This window comes from Kaistia defluvii, assembly GCF_026343955.1.
GTDB classification, from domain to species: domain Bacteria; phylum Pseudomonadota; class Alphaproteobacteria; order Rhizobiales; family Kaistiaceae; genus Kaistia; species Kaistia defluvii.
In genome coordinates, this window is the sequence record NZ_JAPKNI010000005.1 from 1 (window position 1) to 18,971 (window position 18,971).

General features: G+C 64.8%; 16 protein-coding genes. 7 read left to right on the forward strand and 9 right to left on the reverse strand.

All coding sequences use genetic code 11. The features are described 5' to 3' along the window. Positions 1 to 741: 741 nt before the first annotated feature. Positions 742 to 1,065: a hypothetical protein gene (locus OSH10_RS13760; RefSeq protein WP_266332385.1), complete on the forward strand. Its 324-nt coding sequence runs from the start codon at positions 742 to 744 to the stop codon at positions 1,063 to 1,065. Between the two features lie 122 nt (positions 1,066 to 1,187). Here OSH10_RS13760 and OSH10_RS13765 read toward each other — a convergent pair whose 3' ends face one another. From OSH10_RS13765 to OSH10_RS13780, 4 genes are all read right to left on the reverse strand, one after another. Continuing rightward, positions 1,188 to 3,467, reverse strand: a complete 2,280-nt coding sequence (locus tag OSH10_RS13765; RefSeq protein WP_266332386.1) for a histidine kinase dimerization/phosphoacceptor domain -containing protein — start codon at positions 3,465 to 3,467, stop codon at positions 1,188 to 1,190. 62 nt (positions 3,468 to 3,529) lie between these two features. Further along, the gene (locus OSH10_RS13770; protein ID WP_266332387.1) at positions 3,530 to 5,101 is read right to left on the reverse strand and encodes a glycosyltransferase; all 1,572 of its coding nucleotides are present in this window, start codon (positions 5,099 to 5,101) and stop codon (positions 3,530 to 3,532) included. After that, positions 5,098 to 6,261 carry a glycosyltransferase family 4 protein gene (locus OSH10_RS13775; RefSeq protein WP_266332388.1) on the reverse strand — a complete coding sequence of 388 codons (1,164 nt, stop codon included), beginning with the start codon at positions 6,259 to 6,261 and terminating at the stop codon, positions 5,098 to 5,100. Before OSH10_RS13775 ends, OSH10_RS13770 begins: the two co-directional genes overlap by 4 nt. Continuing rightward, positions 6,258 to 7,199 carry a glycosyltransferase family 2 protein gene (locus tag OSH10_RS13780; RefSeq protein WP_266332389.1) on the reverse strand — a complete coding sequence of 314 codons (942 nt, stop codon included), beginning with the start codon at positions 7,197 to 7,199 and terminating at the stop codon, positions 6,258 to 6,260. Before OSH10_RS13780 ends, OSH10_RS13775 begins: the two co-directional genes overlap by 4 nt. A 375-nt stretch (positions 7,200 to 7,574) precedes the next feature. Here OSH10_RS13780 and OSH10_RS13785 point away from each other — a divergent pair, with 375 nt between their 5' ends. After that, the gene (locus tag OSH10_RS13785; protein ID WP_266332390.1) at positions 7,575 to 7,778 is read left to right on the forward strand and encodes a hypothetical protein; all 204 of its coding nucleotides are present in this window, start codon (positions 7,575 to 7,577) and stop codon (positions 7,776 to 7,778) included. A 77-nt stretch (positions 7,779 to 7,855) separates the two neighbouring features. Here the strand turns inward: OSH10_RS13785 and OSH10_RS13790 are convergent, their stop codons facing one another. Further along, a complete protein-coding gene (locus tag OSH10_RS13790; protein ID WP_266332391.1) occupies positions 7,856 to 8,062 on the reverse strand; it encodes a tautomerase family protein in 207 nt (68 codons plus the stop codon). 303 nt (positions 8,063 to 8,365) lie between these two features. On the opposite strand from OSH10_RS13790, the gene OSH10_RS13795 reads away from it, so the two are divergent. Next, a complete protein-coding gene (locus OSH10_RS13795) occupies positions 8,366 to 9,499 on the forward strand; it encodes an MraY family glycosyltransferase (RefSeq protein ID WP_266332393.1) in 1,134 nt (377 codons plus the stop codon). On the opposite strand, the gene OSH10_RS13800 is transcribed toward OSH10_RS13795, so the two are convergent. Continuing rightward, a complete protein-coding gene (locus OSH10_RS13800) occupies positions 9,463 to 10,761 on the reverse strand; it encodes a glycosyltransferase family 4 protein (RefSeq protein WP_266332394.1) in 1,299 nt (432 codons plus the stop codon). The genes OSH10_RS13795 and OSH10_RS13800 overlap by 37 nt on opposite strands. A gap of 239 nt (positions 10,762 to 11,000) precedes the next feature. Here OSH10_RS13800 and gmd point away from each other — a divergent pair, with 239 nt between their 5' ends. Together gmd and OSH10_RS13810 are read left to right on the forward strand one after the other, a co-directional pair. Continuing rightward, positions 11,001 to 12,074, forward strand: coding sequence for a GDP-mannose 4,6-dehydratase (gene gmd, locus OSH10_RS13805; RefSeq protein WP_266332395.1), 1,074 nt, complete (start codon positions 11,001 to 11,003; stop codon positions 12,072 to 12,074). Next, positions 12,058 to 13,029: a GDP-L-fucose synthase family protein gene (locus tag OSH10_RS13810; protein ID WP_266332396.1), complete on the forward strand. Its 972-nt coding sequence runs from the start codon at positions 12,058 to 12,060 to the stop codon at positions 13,027 to 13,029. The genes gmd and OSH10_RS13810 overlap by 17 nt, the downstream gene beginning before the upstream one ends. A gap of 186 nt (positions 13,030 to 13,215) precedes the next feature. On the opposite strand, the gene OSH10_RS13815 is transcribed toward OSH10_RS13810, so the two are convergent. Further along, positions 13,216 to 14,673, reverse strand: a complete 1,458-nt coding sequence (locus OSH10_RS13815) for a lipopolysaccharide biosynthesis protein (RefSeq protein ID WP_266332397.1) — start codon at positions 14,671 to 14,673, stop codon at positions 13,216 to 13,218. 277 nt (positions 14,674 to 14,950) lie between these two features. Here OSH10_RS13815 and OSH10_RS13820 point away from each other — a divergent pair, with 277 nt between their 5' ends. Together OSH10_RS13820 and OSH10_RS13825 are read left to right on the forward strand one after the other, a co-directional pair. Next, the gene (locus OSH10_RS13820; RefSeq protein ID WP_266332864.1) at positions 14,951 to 16,015 is read left to right on the forward strand and encodes an NAD-dependent epimerase/dehydratase family protein; all 1,065 of its coding nucleotides are present in this window, start codon (positions 14,951 to 14,953) and stop codon (positions 16,013 to 16,015) included. Positions 16,016 to 16,065: 50 nt separating this feature from the next. Further along, positions 16,066 to 17,340, forward strand: a complete 1,275-nt coding sequence (locus tag OSH10_RS13825) for a DUF4910 domain-containing protein (protein ID WP_266332398.1) — start codon at positions 16,066 to 16,068, stop codon at positions 17,338 to 17,340. A gap of 12 nt (positions 17,341 to 17,352) precedes the next feature. On the opposite strand, the gene rfbC is transcribed toward OSH10_RS13825, so the two are convergent. Beyond that, positions 17,353 to 17,880: a dTDP-4-dehydrorhamnose 3,5-epimerase gene (gene rfbC, locus OSH10_RS13830; protein ID WP_266332399.1), complete on the reverse strand. Its 528-nt coding sequence runs from the start codon at positions 17,878 to 17,880 to the stop codon at positions 17,353 to 17,355. Positions 17,881 to 17,898: 18 nt separating this feature from the next. Next, a complete protein-coding gene (locus OSH10_RS13835; RefSeq protein ID WP_266332400.1) occupies positions 17,899 to 18,897 on the reverse strand; it encodes a glycosyltransferase family 2 protein in 999 nt (332 codons plus the stop codon). Positions 18,898 to 18,971: the final 74 nt, after the last annotated feature.

Here is an 18,971-nt window from a genome sequence, read left to right on the forward strand (position 1 = left end):
CACCTCCGCAGAGGCCAAGGGAATCACATTCGAGTGAATCCGCAAACCGCTGATTGAGTACGGAGCCTAGAGCGCCATAGCGTAGACATAGGGATTGTCTTGGTCGGCTTCGGCCCGCCATTCAAGTCCCTGAGCGCGCCCCATCTGAACGCCAGTTTTTCCGGTGGCCGCCTATAGCAACCAGGTCGCGGAACCCGCGACCTGGCCGTCGTCAGTGAGACGAGGACCCACACGCCGGCGCTCTACGAAGTCGCCGCCGGCCGCCCAGAGTCGGTCGGGTTGCCTTACGGAAGTGGGGGAGAAACTACGCCGGTAAACGCACCGTGCCTGTCACGCGGCGCCTTCCTGCGGCATCGGGGGCGGTCCGGCTTTCCTCCATCCACGAGGAGTGCACCTCGCCTTCCGGCGCACAAGCGATCGCCCTCGCAAATTGGAGGACGCAAAACGCCCGCACTCGGTCCCGCCCGCTCATAACTGCCTATCCCTCCCACCGTCGCGCCAGGAAGCGAGGCGGGCCCTCGATCGAACCGGCGCCCATGACAGTCATGCCCCAAACCCGATCGCGCCGGCAGGATCGCCAGAAAAAACGGCCAGGAAATGCAGGCGGAAGATGCGGAACCAATCGCCCAGAGTGAAGTTGTTTATTCGATATGTCTAGCAGAGCAATCAGCCTGATCGGCAGTTCAAGCCGACAGGTTTATCTAAGCGATAATCTGTGTCTATATTGAACCGGAGGAAGAAATGAACAGCTTCAAGCATATTCTTGCCGCCAGCGCGGTGGCTATTCTCGCTGCGTCGCCGGCTTTCGCGCAAGATGCTCCAAGTGCACCGACCACGCCGACCGCACCGGCCGCCAGTTCCAATCCGGGCGCCCAGACGAGCGGCACCGATTCCCAGGTCCAGATCAAGGACGAGGATGTCTTCGGCTATGACATCACCATGGGCGCTGCCAATCTGACGCCGGAGCAGTTGCAGGCCGCCAAGAACACCTGCAACCAGAACGTCACGGCGGAGCCGCTGCGCTACTCGGCTGCCGTCAAGTCTTTCTGCACGTCGATCCAATAACCGGCGATTGCCCGGATCTGCCTGCGAAGCCCTGCCCTTGGCAGGGCTTCGTCTTTTGGCGTCCCGATCGAAGAAGGCGATGGCGCTCGCGCTTCGCCCACAACCAACCGCACGCGGTCACGTCACGGCTTGGCTGTACCGGGCGCAATAACCGGCATCGACACGACGGCACGCAAACCCGGTGCATTGTCGACATAGGTGATGCGACCCTGTAGCTGATCGATCAGCGCACCCAGCATGCGGGATCCAAATCCCGTTCCCTTGGTGACAGGGCCCTTCCCTTCGCCGTGATCCGAGACGACGACCCGCAGCATGTCGCGGTGTTGCTCGATCGTGACCGTCAGCGGCCCCGGTGCGCCGCGATAGGCATACTTGGTCACGTTGGTGATGAGTTCATTGACGATCAGGCCGATGCTGATCGCGCGATCGGTGGTCACCAGCACCGGCGCGAGGTCGAGTGTAATGTGACTGGCCCACGTCTTGTCCATCGCCGTCAGGATCTCGGTACATAGCTCGCCCAGATAGCGCGAAAGGTCGATGATCGAGATGCTGTCCGCCTGGTAAAGCCGCCGATAGACGAGGCTTACCGCGGTCAGCCGGCGCTCCGCTTCCTCGAGCTGCGTCTTGACGTCGGCGCTGGCGCCGCGCCGCTGCATTCGAAGGAAGCTCGACACGAGGGACAAGCTGTTCTGAACCCGATGGTTGACCTCCTGCAACAGGAAGTCCTTCTGCGACAGCAGGCTCTCATTCTCGCGCAAGGTAGCCGTCAGTTCACGGTTCAGGCGCCGCACCCGCTGGTTGTTGCGGGTCTCGAGCAACTGGCGAACGATACGGGCGCAGGATTCGACTTCGGCCAGGCTCCACTCTCGAGAGCGCCCGCGCACGCTTTCCGCCCAAGCCTCGAAAGACGCGCGGGGCATCAGAGTCGCGCCTGGCGTCAGAGCCACGTTCGCGTGCGGATTGCCTGCCCATTTCACGGTCTGAAGCTGCTCGGCGCGGAACCACATCAGCACGATGGGCTCCTCCGAAGACATGACCGAGGCCAGGAGTCCGCTCGCCAGTTCACGATGGTTGCCGGCGGAGGGCAACTCCCGGCTCAGTTCATTGGTGACCCACGGACCGGGAACGCCGCGGCTGAGCGCCACCTTGGCGACGTCGTGCACATCGAGCGGATCGGGGCACTCACCGTGAACGAACAGGCTTGAGCCGCACAGCGCGGCGAAACCGTCGGCCTGCAGCAGCCTCGCCAGTTGGGCTCCGGATCGATCGAGGAAGTCAGACAGTCCATCCTCGCTTCCGAGCTCGGCGAGAATGACGTCCTCCTGGGAACGCAGTCGGATGCGCTCGCGATAGAGTTCATTCTCCTCGCGTGCCTTGATCTGGCGCGACAGGCCGGCTGCCAGAGCCTGGCAGGCCAGCCGGGTCGTAAGCGTCAGAGAGCGGGGCTCATGATGATGGCAGGCGACGAGCCCCCACAGCACGCCATCCATCACGATCGACATAGAGGCGGAAGCCGCGACCCCCATATTCTTGAGATACTGGATATGGATCGGCGAGACGCTGCGCAGCGTGGAGTCGCTGAGGTCGATCGTGGCGAGGCCCGGATCTATGCCGACGATCGGGACGGGGGTGTAGTTCACATCCGCGATGACACGGACGGGGTTGCGAACGTAAAGGGCCCTCGCCTGTCGCGGAATGTCCGAAGCAGGAAAATGGTGGTTCATGAAGCTCGAGGAAGGACCGGAGAGGCTCTCGCCGACCACGACCCCCGCATCATCATCGATGAAGCGATAGACCATCACGCGGCTGTAGCCCGTGAGCCCCTGAAACGCCCGCGCCGCCTGCTGACACAACTCGTTGAGCGACGAGGACCGCTCTAGCGCGCCCCCCACCGATTGCAGTTCGGCGAGGAACGATGCGTCCAGGCTCTGGCGGGTGCCCTTGTCGGTCACCTCGACCACGAGATGCTCGCCGCTGCGAAAGGCGACAGCATCCATCAGGGTCCCCGCGAAGGAAACATCGCCAATGACCTTGGCGCCGGTGGCGGGAAAAGGGCCCGATGAGACGTCTGTCCCGACATCGATCACGGCATCCAGGGAAAGGCCGACAACGCTGCTGTCGACGCGGTCCTCCCCTCGCGCGGCGTAACCCACGATCAATTTCGACGCAACATCCGCGATCAGCATGAAGCCCTGAGGCTGAATTGAACCCGGAATGTGAATCGGTTCCGCGTCGCAACTGACGATTTCGATAGTCAAATCCGGTGATGTCCCGCGCTTGAAGAATTTGAAACTTCCTTCAACAACGAAAATGGCGAAGAGAAGTTCAATTGAGACAAAATGGACTGCCGCACTCTTCGAAGTCATCGCCCGCTTGTCGAAAGCTGGGATGAAGACATTCATCCAAACGCCTATGACGCGCTCGTTCGACGCGGGACCGTCGGGTCACCGCGTCCTTCAATGCCTCAGTGATCGGCGTGACGGGTCTGCAGCTGCGGGAGGCCGACCAGCTCGACGCCGTGGTGGCGGGCGAGCGCCGCGAACGCTTCCGTCTCGATCAGGCGGCGATATGGCGTATCGGGAAAGACGATGCCCGCACGATGGATGTTGGCATCGACCAGAAGCATCGTGCCGCCGACTGAATCCAAGCGGACCCGCGGCAGATAGCGCAGGTCATGCATGTAGAGCCGAAGATGATGCGCGGGCGGTTGGTAGAGTCCGTCATGCACGTGCTTGATCCACTGGTGATCTTCCGGCTCGCGGACCGAGATCCACGCATTCTGATCAAAGCTCCGGCCATCCTTCTCGCGCACGGAATCCGGATGCACGACGCGGGCCCGCTCGGCCAGCATCCGCTTCAGGACATCCTTTGGGAAGTCGATGATATCGGCGTCGATCCACAGCACCCAATCTTCGGCCAGCAGCCCCTCGCGAAGCAGCAGGTTGCGGGCCCTGGCGATACGGCTGCGACGCTTCCGCTGAAGAGAGAGGCTCCAACGCGGCCCCTGCCCGCTCATGGGGAAATCGTGCTCCAGCAGCGTCGTGCGGGAAAAGCGGCTGCGATGGCGCTCCAGGAAAGCCTGGATCAGAGCAAGGCTGTCGTCGCTCGAATTGCCGACCAGAAAGGCGATGGCCAATCTCTCGGGCGGGAAATCGAGCGCAAGGATCCGCGCGAACAGCGCATCGAGCGTGCTGGCCGCATCCCGCACGGGAATGGCGATCAGGACAGAGCCATTGGCCGGCGCATGCCGGGCCAACGCAACGCGATCGACGGCATCCTCCCGCAGGGCCGGGCTCTCCGTCCCGCGCTCGCGCCATCGCAATCGCACCTTGCGCAGGGCGGTCTTGATCCGGACGCTGCGCGAGAGCGGCTGTTCCTCGGGGATCCAGCTGTGACACCAGTGATGCTGCGCCAGCGCCGGCACCGCATCGTTCCGATCGGCGCAGGGGCGGCCATATTTATCCTTCGGCGAAAACATGTAGCCCGGTATGACATCCGGCCGGATGCGGACGCTGGTCGCGTCGACGGCGCCGGTCAGCAGGAACGGGCCAGTCGCGTCGAGCGGATCGAGCGCATGCCGGCACAGCACCGCGAGATCGATCGCCACATCCCAGAAGGGATGACGGGCAGGCGAGACCATGACTGCGTTCGAGACGATCCGTGCCGTCAGGCCGCGCACGATCGCCGGCTTCTCCGCCAGATGGCTGCGCGGCTCCTCGGCAAAGAGCGGCCGGTCCTGCTGCAGCAGGACGTCGAAGGATCGCAGCGCCTCCGCATCGAGATCCGCATAGACGCCGCCTTGATGGTGCAGGACGAGATAGCGGCCGAGATCGGCGCGCTGGATGGCGCGCGGGTATCCGAAATACTGCTCCGCCAGATGCGGATATTCCTGCCGCACCAGCAAGGCCAGATCGTCATCCGTCCAGAGCCTTATCTCCCAACCGGGATGCAATCGCGGCCAGCTGGCGACGTAGCCTTGCAGGGATGGCGGGATGTTTCGATCGCGCCACGTCTGGTGGATGATCGTGGGTATCATCGCGCGGGCACGGCTTTCATCGCGTCGAGGACCGCTTGATCGATCCGTTCTGGTCCAAAGCGTTCCCATGCCGTGGCGTGAGCCTGGGTCCGAAGGGCCGCACGGCGGGCCGGATCCTGCCAGAGGGCGGTGATGAGACTGGCCAGTCCGTCGTCGCTTTCGGCAAGCAGAATGTCATGGCCGTCGCGCAGGCCGAGGCCCTCGGCCGCCAAGGGTGTCGCGACAACGGGAATGCCCCACGCCATCGCCTCGATGATCTTGAATCGTGTACCGCCGCCGCTCCGCAACGGCACGATTGCCATATGAGCGCCCCGCAGCAGGGGGGCCAGATCATCGGGATTGGCGACGACCCGCACATCAGCGCGCGCCAGGCGCCGGACCTTGCGGGCGGGGTCCCGTCCGGCCAGCGTGACGCGCGCCTGGCCCAAGCTGCGCCTCAGCCTCGGCAAGATCCGGCGGGCCAGCGACCTACAGGCCACGACGTTCGGGGTGTAGCCGAGATGGCCGATGAAGAGCAGTTCCGGTCCGTCGGCATCCGGCTGCAGAGGCAAGGAACGCGGCGCGACGCCGGCCCGCGGCAACCCGTTCGGAACGACGGAGACGGGGCCAAGTCCCCGCTTCGCCAGCCGGGCCGCATCTTCTTCGGAGCAGACCCAGACCGCATCGACCTCGGCCAGGACCTGCGCTTCGAGCGCGGCGACCGTCCGCTGTTCGCGGCGCCGCCTTGCGCCGAACCAATCGCGCTTCTGGCTTATTTGGCCGGCGAGATCGGATTCGACATTGTGCATGTCGAGAACCAGCCGCGCCCCGCACTGCCGCAGCATCGGCAGGAACGGGTGCAGGCCCAGATGCTCGATCACGACAAGGTCGGGCCGGAACTCCCGGACGACGCGCTCCAGAGCCTCGATTCTGCTGGGATCGATGACGAGATCGATGGACGCACTTCCTGGCGGCAGGCGGTACAACGCCTCTGCGTCGCTTCCGAGATGGCTCGTGGTCAGCCTCGCAACGCTGGTAACCCCCTCGGGGCCAGCGATCACGGAGACGAGCCGGGCCTCGCTGACCTGCGCCGCGGCGGAGGCATTCTGCCAGTTGCGCAGGTCCGCGCCCGTCACGGCCGGGAAGGCCGGATGGGCGGTGAGAAACAGACACCGCATCATGTTGGGACGCTGCCGCCGGATCGCCGCAGCAGCGCGAGCTTCAGCCGGAACCGCAGCCAGCGATAGGCATCGGCCAGCGTCTTCGGAGTCGTCCTTGCAACCGACAGAAAATGCGCCGCCTCCACCAGTTCGCCGCGCCGCATATGAATCCGCGCCACCCGGATCGCCATAAAGGCCTCTCGGCGCCGCAACGCCGCGCGAGAGATCCCAAGACTCTCGAGGGCGAGCAGACTTTCGCGCCATCGCTCGAAGCGGCTTCGCGATTCATGAACGAGCCGATCATCCGATCGCTGCAAGCTCACGTTATAGGTCATTACCGCAACGTCAATGATGGCCGTCCGGCAACTCGCCAGAAGGGTTGTCCAGAACAGCGTATCCTCGTCATAGGCCAGAGAATCGGGAAAGCGCCGGGTGTCCAGCGCGTCTCGCCGGATGAGACTGCTGCCCATGACGATGACGACGGCGCGATCCGCCAGATACCGTTCCGGCGACAGCCACTCGTGCCGGTGGCCGAAGCGGTCTCGGGCCCGGCCTTCCCGCTGGATGAAATAGGAACCAAGCACGAGTTCAGGTGCCAGAGGCCCCTCGCCGGTCGTCACCAGATCGCGGAGACCGCCCGCTTCATGGAGGTCGTCCGCATCCAGGAAATAGACCCATTTCCCCGAGGCGTGGGAAAGACCATGGTTGCGCGCGGCGCCTGGATCGAGGCAGCGAACGGACAGCAGCCGGACGGGGAAGCCAAACTCGACGGCGCAAGCCCGAACGACCGCCGCGGTCTCGTCAATCGACCCATCATCGACAACGATGCATTCGAGAATGGCGGATCGTTCACTGAGGAGCGAGGCAATCGTTTGGGTGATCGTCTTCGCTGCATTGTGAGCAGGTATGACGACACTAACACAACCAATGGTAAATTCGGGTAAGGAATTGGCAGGCATACGGTTTTTTAGTGCGCCAGAGCTCGGACTGAACGTCGCACTCATACCAAGTCGGTCCCGCTAGGGAAACAAGTCAGCGCCCGGTCGGGAGGGGAATCGGATGATTTTTGTCATCCGGCCCCGGGCGCGCATTGCCCTCGCGCGGGGCCGCGGCCCGCGCGAGCCTGCCAAGCCGATAGCGGCATTGCCAGGCTGGCCCGTACGGGCCCGGTGCAATCCGGCCTCGTCCAAGGCTATCGCTCGAGGTGCCCTTGACCCTGTTGGGGGGCACGCCTAAACGTCCGATCCGGAGGGTTCCGACGGATCGCACGCCGCCGGAGGAGCGCCGTCGAGCCATCGCGTCGATGGTCCGGCGCGCAGCATGAGGATCCTGCCTTGCCACGCGCTGACGAACTCCGGGCTGCTCTCCTCGCCGAAGGCATCGATCCGGCCATCGCCGAAGCCGCCGCCGGACTGCCACCCCTGAAAATCAGCACGCCGGAAGAAATCGCTGCCCGGCGCGCCGAGCGGCGGGAGCGCATCGCGCGCGAGAAGGCGGAAGGGAAGCGCAACGCCGACGGCTCGAAGATCGAGCCGTAAGCCTTTTGCGTGAGCGCGGCTGCACGAGCGAATGGCGGCCAGTCCTGCGTCGAACTCGTCGCCATGCCCGTATTGAATCAGAGTTTCCGCAGGGTCGCGACATCGGTTGGGCCGATAAACCAGTCCCGTGCAAGCACCTCCTCGAACACGATCCAGACATCGCTATCGGCCAGGCCGGTTGCTTCCGTGATCGCTTCGGTCACCTTGGCTGCGATCGCCGCCTTCTTTCCCTCGGGGTCGCTGGCGATGACTTCCTTGACGAGGCGGATGTTGACGAACGGCATGCTTCTCTCCCATGGCGGCAATATTGCCCAGGCGGCAAGGCATCCTTGAACGCGCCTCGTCCGCTCGACGCCAATCTGCAATCCCTTCCCGATCTTCGCCAGCCCCTCCTTGCAACAGGCCCTGTGCGAAGGACGTAGAAGATCCTAGTTCCTACACCCCTTGGTTGTAATTCTGGGCAAGAGGGCTGAATCGGCCATCGGAAACGCCGCGCCTATCGTGCTTCTGCCGTGGAGAGATCGTCCCTCGACATCAACTCGCGGCCTGCCTCGTTCCGCGCAGCATCCCGATGGAGGAGCCGGCTCATGTCGATCGGCGGCATCCCGCTTGCGTCCGCATTCCTGTTCTGTATCGCATTCGTCGCCATGCTGCGCGCAATGGCGCCGCGCCTTGGCCTAGTCGACGCTCCCACCGCGCGAAAAGTCCATCACGGAAATGTCCCGGTCTGCGGCGGCCTCGCGATGTTTGTCGCTCTGCTCGTCGCATTGGCCATCCGCCATGGCCTGCAGCCGCCGGGCCGGGCCGCGTTGACGGCCGGCGGCAGCCTCGAGCACAGCACCTTGCCGCTGGCCGTGACGCTGGGCATGCTGGTGGCAATCGGCGTCGTTGACGACCGCTGGGGAATGGGGCCTCTGACGAAACTCGCCCTCCAGGTGGTCGCGGCCTGCCTTCTCCTCGGCCTCGGCCGGGATACCTATGCCAGCGGCGGTTTGCTCCACCTTCCCGTCGCCATGCCGGGACGTGACGTGATCGCGCTCGTCGTCACGCTGCTGTTCATCGTCGGCCTGATCAACGCCTTCAACATGATCGACGGGCTCGACGGCCTCGCAGGGGGCCTGGCGGCCGTTACGCTGATCGGCCTGGCCGCGTCGGGCAGGCTGGCCGGTCAGGCGAGCCTCGTCGATGACAGCCTGCTCCTTATGGCCGTGGTACTGGGATTCCTGGTCTTCAACCTCCGCCGGCCCGGCCTGCGGCGTGCCATCGCCTTCATGGGAGATGCCGGCAGCATGATGCTGGGATGTGCCATCGCCGCGATCATCGTCGAGCTCTCGTCGCATACCGCTACCGTGGAAGGCAGTCTAGAACGGTTCCCTTCCCTGCTCTGGCTGGTCGCCATTCCGGTGATCGACACGGCCAGCCTCATGATCCGTCGGCCGCTTGCCGGTCGCAGCCCGATGGCGGCCGATCGCGAGCACCTGCATCATCTGCTGCTCGATGCCGGCCTGTCGCCGGCGCGGACGACCGTGGTTCTGGTTGGTGCCGCCATGGTCCTCGCAACGGTCGGGGTGGCGGGATGGGCGCTACAGGTGCCCCCCGTCTTGATGGTGGCCGGCCTGGCGGTTCCCGCGCTGAGCCACTGCGCACTGGTCTGGAACTGCTCGCAGCGGCGGAGAGGGACCGCTCAGGCGCTGCTGATATCGTCCGAACCCGCCGAGTAGGGAACCCCGGACGCACCGTGCGTCGTCGCGTCAGCGACCGCGATCGCCTTCAGCAGCGAAAGCCACGCCGACACGGCCCGCGACCGCAGGTGGTCCCTTTCGAAGACTTGCCGTGCACGTCGCCCCATCGCCTCGCACGCCGTGCGATCGCGCTGCATCTCCAGAATTTTGGCTGCCAACGCCCTGCTCTCGCCGATCGCGACGGTATGGCCGATCCCATGCGACCGCAGCACGGTCGCGACCTCTCCGTCGCCAGCCCCGACAAAGAGCACGGGCCGCGCCACGGCCATGATGCCGTAGAGCTTGCTCGGCACGACATAGGGTTCGAGCGATGGCCGCAGGGAGATTAGATGCACGTCGGCGACCGACAGGCTCTCCGCCAGCCTTTCACGCGGTTGCAGCGACTGCAGGCGGACATTGGCGAGACCGCGACGCTGGACGTGCTCCTCGACCTGTCTGCGACCATGGCCTCCGCCGACAAGCAGGAAGCGGATATGCGGATCGTCCCGCAGATGTTCGGCCGCCTCGAGCACGGTGGCGAACTCATGCGCGCGGCCGAAATTGCCGGAATAGCCGATCACAAAATCGGCCGCATTGCCGAAACCCCATTCGCGGCGCAGACCATTGTCGACCGGCGCTATGGGCCGGATCTCGTCTTCCTCCGACCAGTAGGGAATGAGCGCCACGGCGTCCCCGGCGATCCCGCGGTCGCGCAGGACGCCAGCCATCGCCGCAGTCGGCACGACGTTGCGAATGGCGCGTCTGAGCGACCAGTCCCGCATGGCCAGGCTCAAGCGGGCGAGACGCCCCGTTCGCGCGAGCAAGCCAAGTTCGATCGCGACCTCCGGAAAGACATCGTGCAGCCAGTTCACCAGCCGCCCACGCCGCAGCGCGGTTGGCGCGGCGACGGAAACGGACAGCAGCGGCGGGTCGGTACAGGCAATGACGATGTCGTTCTGTCGGACATGCATGAGGCACCAGAGCGCGGCTCTGGCGTGAAAGCTCGCATAATCCGCCGCGCGACCCGCCAGCCGCGCACGGCCAAAACCCGACGTGCCGATGCGATGGATCGTGACGCCGCCGATGGTCTCGGCGGCCGGCAGAGCGGCTGCCGGATCCTGGTGCCGGTATCGGCTGGTGACGATCTGGACGGGAACGCCGGCCTTGGCCAGGCCGAACGCCAGGCTGGAGACCATACGGCTGGTTGCCGATTCATCGGGGTGGAAGTAGCGATTGACCAGCACGACGCGCATCGCATCCATGTCTCCAGCGCCAGGGTCCGCCAGCGTTTCCCACGACCGGCCTTGCGACAAGGCAGGAGAAGGCGTCGACGCCGGCTCGTCCGGGCGAGGTGCCTGTCCGGATGACGTAGTCCGCCCTGCCCGTCTCGTCTGACTCGCGTCGATTGGTCAGGGATCGGGACTTCGTCCTGTCCCGATGGTCAGGCGGCGGCGGCTACCGTGTTTCGTATAGTTCCTGCAGGAAACGAACGGAGCAGGACATGGGCGCGAAGAAAGCTCTGATCGTCGGCGTGACCGGACAGGACGGGGCCTATCTGGCCGAGCTCCTTCTCGGCAAGGGCTATGAGGTGCATGGCATCAAGCGCCGCTCCTCGTCCTTCAACACCCAGCGGATCGATCACCTTTATCAGGACCCACATGGTCCGGAGCCTGTCCGGCTTCATCTGCATTTCGGCGAATTGACCGACGCGACGAACCTCTGCCGGATCATCCACGAGATCGAGCCGGACGAAATCTACAATCTCGGCGCGCAGAGCCACGTCCAGGTTTCGTTCGAGACTCCGGAATACACCGCCAACGCCGACGCGCTCGGCACGCTTCGCCTTCTCGAGGCCATGCGGATTGCCGGCATCGCCGGGCGCTGCCGGTTCTACCAGGCATCGACATCGGAGCTGTTTGGCGGCAGCCGGACGGCGCCGCAGCGTGAAACCACTCCCTTCGCGCCGCGCAGCCCCTATGCCGCTGCCAAGCTCTATGCCTACTGGATCACGGTGAACTACCGCGAGGCCTATGGCATTCACGCGTCGAACGGCATCCTGTTCAATCACGAGAGTCCGCTGCGCGGCGAGACCTTCGTTACCCGCAAGATCACGCGCGGGGTCGCCGCGATCGCGCATGGTCTGCAAAAGACGATCCATCTCGGAAATCTGGATGCGCGGCGCGACTGGGGCCACGCGCGCGACTATGTCGACGGCATGTGGCGCATCGTCCAGCAACCCGAGGCCGACGACTTCGTGCTGGCGACCGGCGAAACCCACACGGTACGCGAATTCGCCGAGCGGGCATTCGGCGAGATCGGCCGCGCGATCGACTGGAGCGGCGAAGGCGTGGCGGAGAAGGGTCGCGACGCCAGCAACGGCGCGACGCTGATCGAAATCGATCCGCGCTATTTTCGTCCGACCGAGGTCGACCTGCTGCTCGGCGACCCCGCCAAGGCACGGCAGCAACTGGGCTGGACCCATACGGCATCGTTCGAGGAGTTGATCGCCGACATGGTCCAATCGGACCTCCAGGCCGTGTTGCGCGAGGTTGGCCGCAATGACCGCTACGCATGAACCGGATTCCTTCGACCTCGCCGGCAAGCGAATCTGGGTAGCGGGCCATCGCGGCATGGTCGGGTCGGCGCTGCTTCGCCGGCTGCGGCGCGAACCCTGCGAGATCCTGACGGTCACGAGCGGCGAACTCGATCTCCGACGCCAATCCGCGACCGAAGCCTGGATTGACGCCAACGCGCCCGATGCGATCGTCATCGCGGCGGCGCGGGTTGGCGGTATCGTCGCCAATGCGACCCATCCGGCGCCGTTCATCTATGACAACCTTGCCATCGCCACCCACATCATCGAGGGCGCGCGACGGGCAGGCGTCGCGAAGCTGCTGTATCTCGGCTCCAGTTGCATGTACCCGCGCGAAGCGATCCAGCCCATGCGCGAGACGGCGCTGCTTTCCGGGCCGCTCGAGCCGACCAACGAACCCTATGCCGTCGCCAAGATCGCCGGGCTGAAACTCGCCGAGAGCTATCACCGCGAGTATGGGTGCCGGTTCATCACGGCCGTACCGCCCAATCTGTACGGTCCGAACGACAATTACGATCCCGACAGTGCGCATGTCCTCGCCGCGCTGATCCGCCGGTTCCATCTGGCCAAGCTGGACGGATCACCGAGCGTGACGATCTGGGGCACGGGGTTGCCAATGCGCGAGTTCCTGCATGTCGACGATCTCGCGGATGCCTGCGTCCTGTTGCTCAGGCGCTATGAAGCGCCGGAGCCCATCAATGTCGGCTCGGGCCAGGAAATCTCGATCCATGACCTTGCGACCCTGGTCGCCGACATCACCGGCTACTCCGGCACGATCCTCACCGATCTCGACAGGCCGGATGGTACGCCGCGCAAGCTGATGGACAGCAGCCGGCTAAACTCGCTGGGCTGGCGCCCCTCCATCGGTCTGCTGGAAGGCATCGAATCCAGCTATCGCGCCTGGCTCGACGGATCCGCGACGATGCGGGCGATCTAGAGCGGTTTACTCATTCCGGATCGCGCAGCCCTTCCTCGAAGGCGCGTCTCTCCGAGATCGCGCGGGTTGTCATCGACCTGAACCAGGGCCTGTCTGCGTGCGGCAACGGCTACGCAGGCGCGCGCGGCATCCTCCCAGGATAGACCGTCGACCGAGATCGCCAAGGTCGGGCGAGCGGTGCCTGGATCAGGAGGGAACGGTAACCTTGCGCAGGTCGCGGAACAGGTCGCGGTAAAACCCTCCCTGCCCCAGCACCAGCAGGATCATGATGCCGTAGACGGCGAGCATGAAGCCGCCGCCGAATACGAGTTCGACCAGCGGCGACTTGCCGGCCATCGTATAGCGGTCGACGACGATCCCCAGCGTGCCGGCGACGAGGCTGGCTAGAGCTGGCCTGCCGATCGACGGCAGCAGGTCGCGCACGCTGACCGGCGTCCCGTGCACGCACCAGATCATGTGTGGAACGAACCATGTCGCCATCGCCATCGAGTAGGCGGCCGCCACGCCCCGGGGGCCATAGGGCAGGCCGAGGACGCAGGCGACGATCACCAGCGGCGCGATCACCAGCGCCGTATGCAGGCAGCGCCTCTGTCGGCCGGTGGCGAACAGCAGCCAGCCGAACGGGTTGATGAGGCTGAAGATCAGGACGGTCGGCGTCATCAGTCGGAAGATCGCGGCCGCCTCCAGCCATTTCGGCCCGAACAGGACCAGAAAGATCTGGTCGGCGAAAAAGCCGAGAAACAGCGTCAGCGGCACCGTCATTGAGATAACCAGCGAATAGCCATGGATGAAATAGTGCCGCAGCCGGACGGGATCGTCCTGCAATCTTGCCAGGGCCGAGAAAGCGACCCCGCCAAACGCGCTGTTCAAATTGTCGATCGGAACCGAGATCAGTTGATAGGCGCGGCCGTAATTGCCGAGCGCTTCCGCCCCCCAGAAGCGGCCAAGCAGAATCTTCTCCAGATTGTACCCGACATAGGTGACGAGGGTGTTGAGCGTGATCGTACCGCCCACCCGGAGCAGCGGAAGGATGGTGCTGATGCGGCCGGGGCGCTCGGGAAGCCAGCGGGTCGTTATCCAGAGACCCGTCGTGACCCCGAACTGGGCGGCGAAGGTGGCACCGACCAGCGCCCAATAGCGAAACCCGGCCAGCGCGAGCGTGACGCCGGTGACCAGACCGAGCAATTGCCCAGCGGATTCGACCAGCGTCAGCGTCGCATAGCGCATGTCGCGCTGAAGGATCGCCAGATGCTGGACGCTGGCGGCGCTGAGCAGGAAGCCCGGCGCCAGAAGGATGGTGAGCCAAAAGAGCCTGGGTTCGTCATAGAAGCGGACGAGCGCCGGCGCGAGCGCACAGCATAGAATGGCGAAGACGACGCCAATCAGCATGTTGACCCAGAACAGCGTCGAAATCTGCTGGCCGCTGATCGAACGCGCCTGGACCGTCGCGGAAGACAGGCCCGCGGACGCAAACATGGCGAGCAGGCCGGTGATCGCGGTCGCCATGGCGACCAGCCCGAATTCGCGCGGATCGAGCAGGCGCGCCAGCACCACCATGAAGGCCAGCCGCATCAGCGCTCCGACGCCCTGCCCCATGAGCTTGGCCAGACCGCTGCGGATGGTCTTCTGCCGCAGATCCTGCATTGCCTTGCCTCTCGGTGCGACCCGCTCGTCCCTGGCTAGCCTATCGGAACAGAGTTCCGCCCTCTTCCTGGCCAACCGGAGCGACCGCTAAGTCTTGCGCCGGGCGCAGCCGGAAACCAGCGAACCGAAACCGCTCAAAAGGCTTAGTGCCCTGCCCCGAAGTGCAGGGCGTCAGGCCCCTGCGCTCGTCCTAGCCTGCCTGGGTGAAACCCGTGCGGCCGGCCGCGCTTCGCGGCGCCTTTGCACAAGCGGGAATACCTTGTCAGGGAGGATTCGGATGAAGGTTCTGGTCACCGGTCATCGAGGCTATATCGGTACGGTCATGACGCCGATGCTCCTGCGCGCCGGACACACCGTCGTCGGTTGCGACAGCGACCTCTATGCCGACGGCGCCTTCCCAGCCGGAGGGGCGATCGCCGACATCGTCGCGATGCAGGTGGACATACGGGATATCCCGCAATCGGCGCTGGTCGGTTTCGATGCGGTGATCCATCTCGCAGCGCTGTCGAACGACCCGCTCGGCGCGTTGAACCCGGATCTAACCTATGCCGTCAATCATCGCGCGAGCGTCCGGCTTGCTGAACTGGCCAAATCCGCCGGCGTGCGGCGCTTCCTCTTCGCGTCCTCCTGCAGCAATTACGGCCGCGCTGGCGACGCCATGGTAGACGAGGCCTCGGAACTGCGTCCCGTCACTGCCTATGGCAAGTCGAAGGTCCTGGCGGAGCGCGACATCGCACGCCTGGCCGACGAAACGTTCTGCCCCGTCTATTTTCGGCCCGCGACCGCTTATGGCGTGTCGCCGCGCCTGCGGCTGGACGTCGTGCTCAACGATCTGGTGGCCGGCGCGGCGACCCGAGGCGTCGTCCACATGCTGTCGGACGGAACCCCGTGGCGACCGATCGTCCATGTCGAGGACATTGCCCGCGCGTTCCGGTCCGGACTGACGGCACCGGAGGAGGTACTCCGGAACCAGGCCTTCAATGTCGGCCAGACGGAGCACAACTATCGCATCCGCGATCTCGCGCGGATCGTTTCCGATGCCGTCCCGGGCTGCCAGCTCACGGTCGCGCCCGACGCCGCGCCGGACAGCCGCTCCTATCGCGTCTCGTTCGAGAAAATCGGCCGGATGTTGCCAGGCTTCAGGCCTCGTTGGGATGCCCGGAGCGGCGCTCAGCAGCTCTACGCCGCGTATCGGGCCTCGGCCCTGACCGCCGAGACCGTCGAAGGCCCGCGCTATCAGCGGATCGGCCAGATACGCCGGCTGATAGCGGCAGGCGCGCTCGACGAGGACCTGCGGCCGCTGAACCCGGTCTGGTCGCGTGACCCCATGGCGGCGACATGAGATTCCCACCCGATCCGCCCGGCAGAGCCATTCCCGCATCGGATCGGGAGATGCCCGGCATCGGTGGCGACATCTATCGCCTACTGGTCGAAATCTTCCCGATCTGCCGTTCCGTCGCCGGCGAAGGCGTGCGCGAAACGCTCCGGCGGCTGCAGCACGAAATCGATCTCACGATTCACGAGGTGCCGAGCGGAACGCAGGTGTTCGACTGGACGATCCCGCCAGAATGGACGATCCGCGATGCCTATATCCGCAACGAGGCCGGCGAGCGCGTGGTCGATTTTCGGGACTGCAATTTGCATGTGCTGAACCACAGCGCGCCGATCCGGACGATCCTGCCGCTCTCCGAACTGAGGCAGCACATCTTCACCCTGCCCGACCAGCCGGACCGGATCCCGTATCGAAAATCCGCCTATGACGAGGCCTGGGGCTTCTGCATGGCGCATGACCGACTGACCGCCCTGCCGGACGGGCTCTATGAAGCGGTGATCGAGTCGAGTCTCACGGCCGGAAGCCTGTCCTATGGCGAGTATTATCACGCCGGCGCGAGCCAGGATGAGGTCCTGCTTTCGGCGCATATTTGCCATCCCTCGCTTGCCAACGATAATTGTTCGGGCCTTGCGCTGCTGACCTTGCTGGCAAGGGAGCTTTCCGGTCGAAGGACGCGCTACAGCTATCGCTTCCTCTTCGCGCCGGGCACGATCGGGGCTATCGCCTGGCTCGCCCGCAACGAAACGCAGGCGGCGCGAATCCGGCACGGGCTTGTCGTTTCGTGCGTCGGGGACGGCGGCGGCCCGACCTACAAGCGGTCTCGCCGCGGCGACGCTTTCATCGACCGTGCCGCCTGCCACGTGCTGCGCCACGCGGCCCCCGCGCCGGTGCTTCTCGACTTCAGCCCCTATGGCTATGACGAGCGCCAATACGGTTCGCCCGGCTTCAACCTGCCCGTCGGCCTGTTCCAGCGCAGCCTCTATGGCGCCTTCCCGCAATATCACACCTCGGCCGACAATCTGGATTTCGTCCGGCCAAGCCACCTCGCCACGTCCTATGCGATGATCCGGTCGATCCTGGATGTCATCGAGAACGACTTCACGCCACGTGGCACCGTGATGAAGGGCGAGCCACAGCTCGGCCGCCACGGCCTCTATGCAGGGGGCGATGGCTCGCCGACGACGGAGGCCGCCAATCTCGCGATGCTTTGGGTTCTCAATCTGGCCGATGGGCAACATACGCTGCTCGACATGGCCGAACGGGCCAATCTGCCTTTCGCGGATATGCTCCTGATGGCGCGGCGATTGCAGGCCCATGGTCTGCTGCAGCCCTGACGCAACGCTAGATCAGCCATAGTCCGGCCAGTCACGATCCCTTTGGGAGATCGCGGTAACCGAAAGAGGCCAGTCGATTCCAAAGGCCGGATCGTCATGGCGCACACCGCTCGCGGCTCCCTCCGCGTAGGCGGTCGAGATCATGTATCCGACCTCGACGTCGTCGGTCAGCGTCTGGAACCCGTGGGCAAAACCTTCGGGCACATAGAGCTGGTGGCGATTGTCTGATGACAGTTCAAAGCCCTGCCAGCATCGGAAGGTCGGCGACGCCACGCGCAGATCGAGGATGACGTCCCAGATCCGGCCGCGCAGGCATCGTACCAGCTTGATCTCGCCATGTGGCGCCTGTTGGAAATGCAGGCCGCGCAGCGTCCCCCTGGTCGACGACCAGGACTGGCTGTGCTGAACGAACACGGCGTGCAGGCCTGCCGCCTCGAACTCGCGGGTGCAGAAGCTACGTTCAAAACGGCCTCGTTCATCCGATAGGGGCATCGGCTCGATCCGGTATGCGCCTTCCAGTTCAGTCGACAGGAACTGCACGGCAATCCTCCCTGCCTCTCAGCCGGTCCGCTTGGCAAGGTGAAGCCGCTGCAAGCCATCCGCGAGCGCGACAGCGGCGCGCTCGAGCGCACGCTCGTGCCTAAACAGATAGTCGACCGGCGGGACGAACGCGGTCGACCGCGACCGTTCCACCGCATAGCGAAAAAGGCCGGAGGCATTGGCGAAATCGCCCCGGCAGAGATGGCTGACGCCCGACCAGTAGGCGCGGCTTGCCAGGCTGCGGCGCGCCAGGCGCTGCAGCGCGTCCGCATCCGGCAGGTGTCGGCCCTCATGCGCGAAGAATGACGTGAAGGCAGCCTCATATTTCCGGATCTGAAGGCTCCGGTTCCGCCGGACGACCACCGAGCGCGCTTCGTCATGCGAACGCAGGAACACCTGGGGTGTCCCCGTCTCGGCGATGCTGCCGTCGAGCATCGCCAATCGCATGAACAACTCGAAATCGTCGGTGTGGTCCAGGGAGGTCCTGTAATAGCCCACGCGCTTCTGCGCCGCCGTTCGGACCACCGCCGAGCAGCCGACCACACTGCACAGGGCGGTCCGGCAGAATCGATCGAGCAGGATCCGGCCAGGCATGACGTCCCATTTTGCGCCAACGTCGGTTCGCCGCGCGCCCGGCTGGGGCAGCGTCAGGGCCGCGCGGTTGGCAAAAGCGAGATTGATCGTCTTGTCCTGCTCCATTACCGAGAGCGCGCGCGACAGGGCCCCGGTGGTGAGAACGTCGTCGGCGCAGAGCAACAGAAAGCAGTCCGACTGCGCCCAGTCGATCGCCTCGTTGAAAGAGGCATGGTGCCCGAGATTGCGGCGATGACGCACAAGGCTGACCCGGCCATCTTCCGCCTCCAGCTGCTCCGCGACCTCGACGCTGTTATCGGTCGAGGCATTGTCGATGATGAGGACCCGAAGGTCCTCCACGCCCTGGCTCAGAACGCTCTGCACGCAATTCCGCAGATAGCGGCCGTATTGAAAATTCGGAATGGCGACGTCGATGCTGGCCATGTCTCGCAGTCATCCGTCTTTGCGATGGTTTCATCCCGTTGGAAGCAGATCCACTGATCCATTCAACGCGATCA

Excerpts from the sequence above, each read along its gene's own strand:
- OSH10_RS13760 (WP_266332385.1), top strand. The coding sequence starts at position 742 with ATGAACAGCTTCAAGCATATTCTTGCCGCCAGCGCGGTGGCTATTCTC.
- OSH10_RS13765 (WP_266332386.1), bottom strand. The coding sequence starts at position 3,467 with ATGAATGTCTTCATCCCAGCTTTCGACAAGCGGGCGATGACTTCGAAG.
- OSH10_RS13770 (WP_266332387.1), bottom strand. The coding sequence starts at position 5,101 with ATGATACCCACGATCATCCACCAGACGTGGCGCGATCGAAACATCCCG.
- OSH10_RS13775 (WP_266332388.1), bottom strand. The coding sequence starts at position 6,261 with ATGATGCGGTGTCTGTTTCTCACCGCCCATCCGGCCTTCCCGGCCGTG.
- OSH10_RS13780 (WP_266332389.1), bottom strand. The coding sequence starts at position 7,199 with ATGCCTGCCAATTCCTTACCCGAATTTACCATTGGTTGTGTTAGTGTC.
- OSH10_RS13790 (WP_266332391.1), bottom strand. The coding sequence starts at position 8,062 with ATGCCGTTCGTCAACATCCGCCTCGTCAAGGAAGTCATCGCCAGCGAC.
- OSH10_RS13795 (WP_266332393.1), top strand. The coding sequence starts at position 8,366 with ATGTCGATCGGCGGCATCCCGCTTGCGTCCGCATTCCTGTTCTGTATC.
- OSH10_RS13800 (WP_266332394.1), bottom strand. The coding sequence starts at position 10,761 with ATGGATGCGATGCGCGTCGTGCTGGTCAATCGCTACTTCCACCCCGAT.
- gmd (WP_266332395.1), top strand. The coding sequence starts at position 11,001 with ATGGGCGCGAAGAAAGCTCTGATCGTCGGCGTGACCGGACAGGACGGG.
- OSH10_RS13810 (WP_266332396.1), top strand. The coding sequence starts at position 12,058 with ATGACCGCTACGCATGAACCGGATTCCTTCGACCTCGCCGGCAAGCGA.
- OSH10_RS13815 (WP_266332397.1), bottom strand. The coding sequence starts at position 14,673 with ATGCAGGATCTGCGGCAGAAGACCATCCGCAGCGGTCTGGCCAAGCTC.
- OSH10_RS13820 (WP_266332864.1), top strand. The coding sequence starts at position 14,951 with ATGAAGGTTCTGGTCACCGGTCATCGAGGCTATATCGGTACGGTCATG.
- OSH10_RS13825 (WP_266332398.1), top strand. The coding sequence starts at position 16,066 with ATGCCCGGCATCGGTGGCGACATCTATCGCCTACTGGTCGAAATCTTC.
- OSH10_RS13835 (WP_266332400.1), bottom strand. The coding sequence starts at position 18,897 with ATGGCCAGCATCGACGTCGCCATTCCGAATTTTCAATACGGCCGCTAT.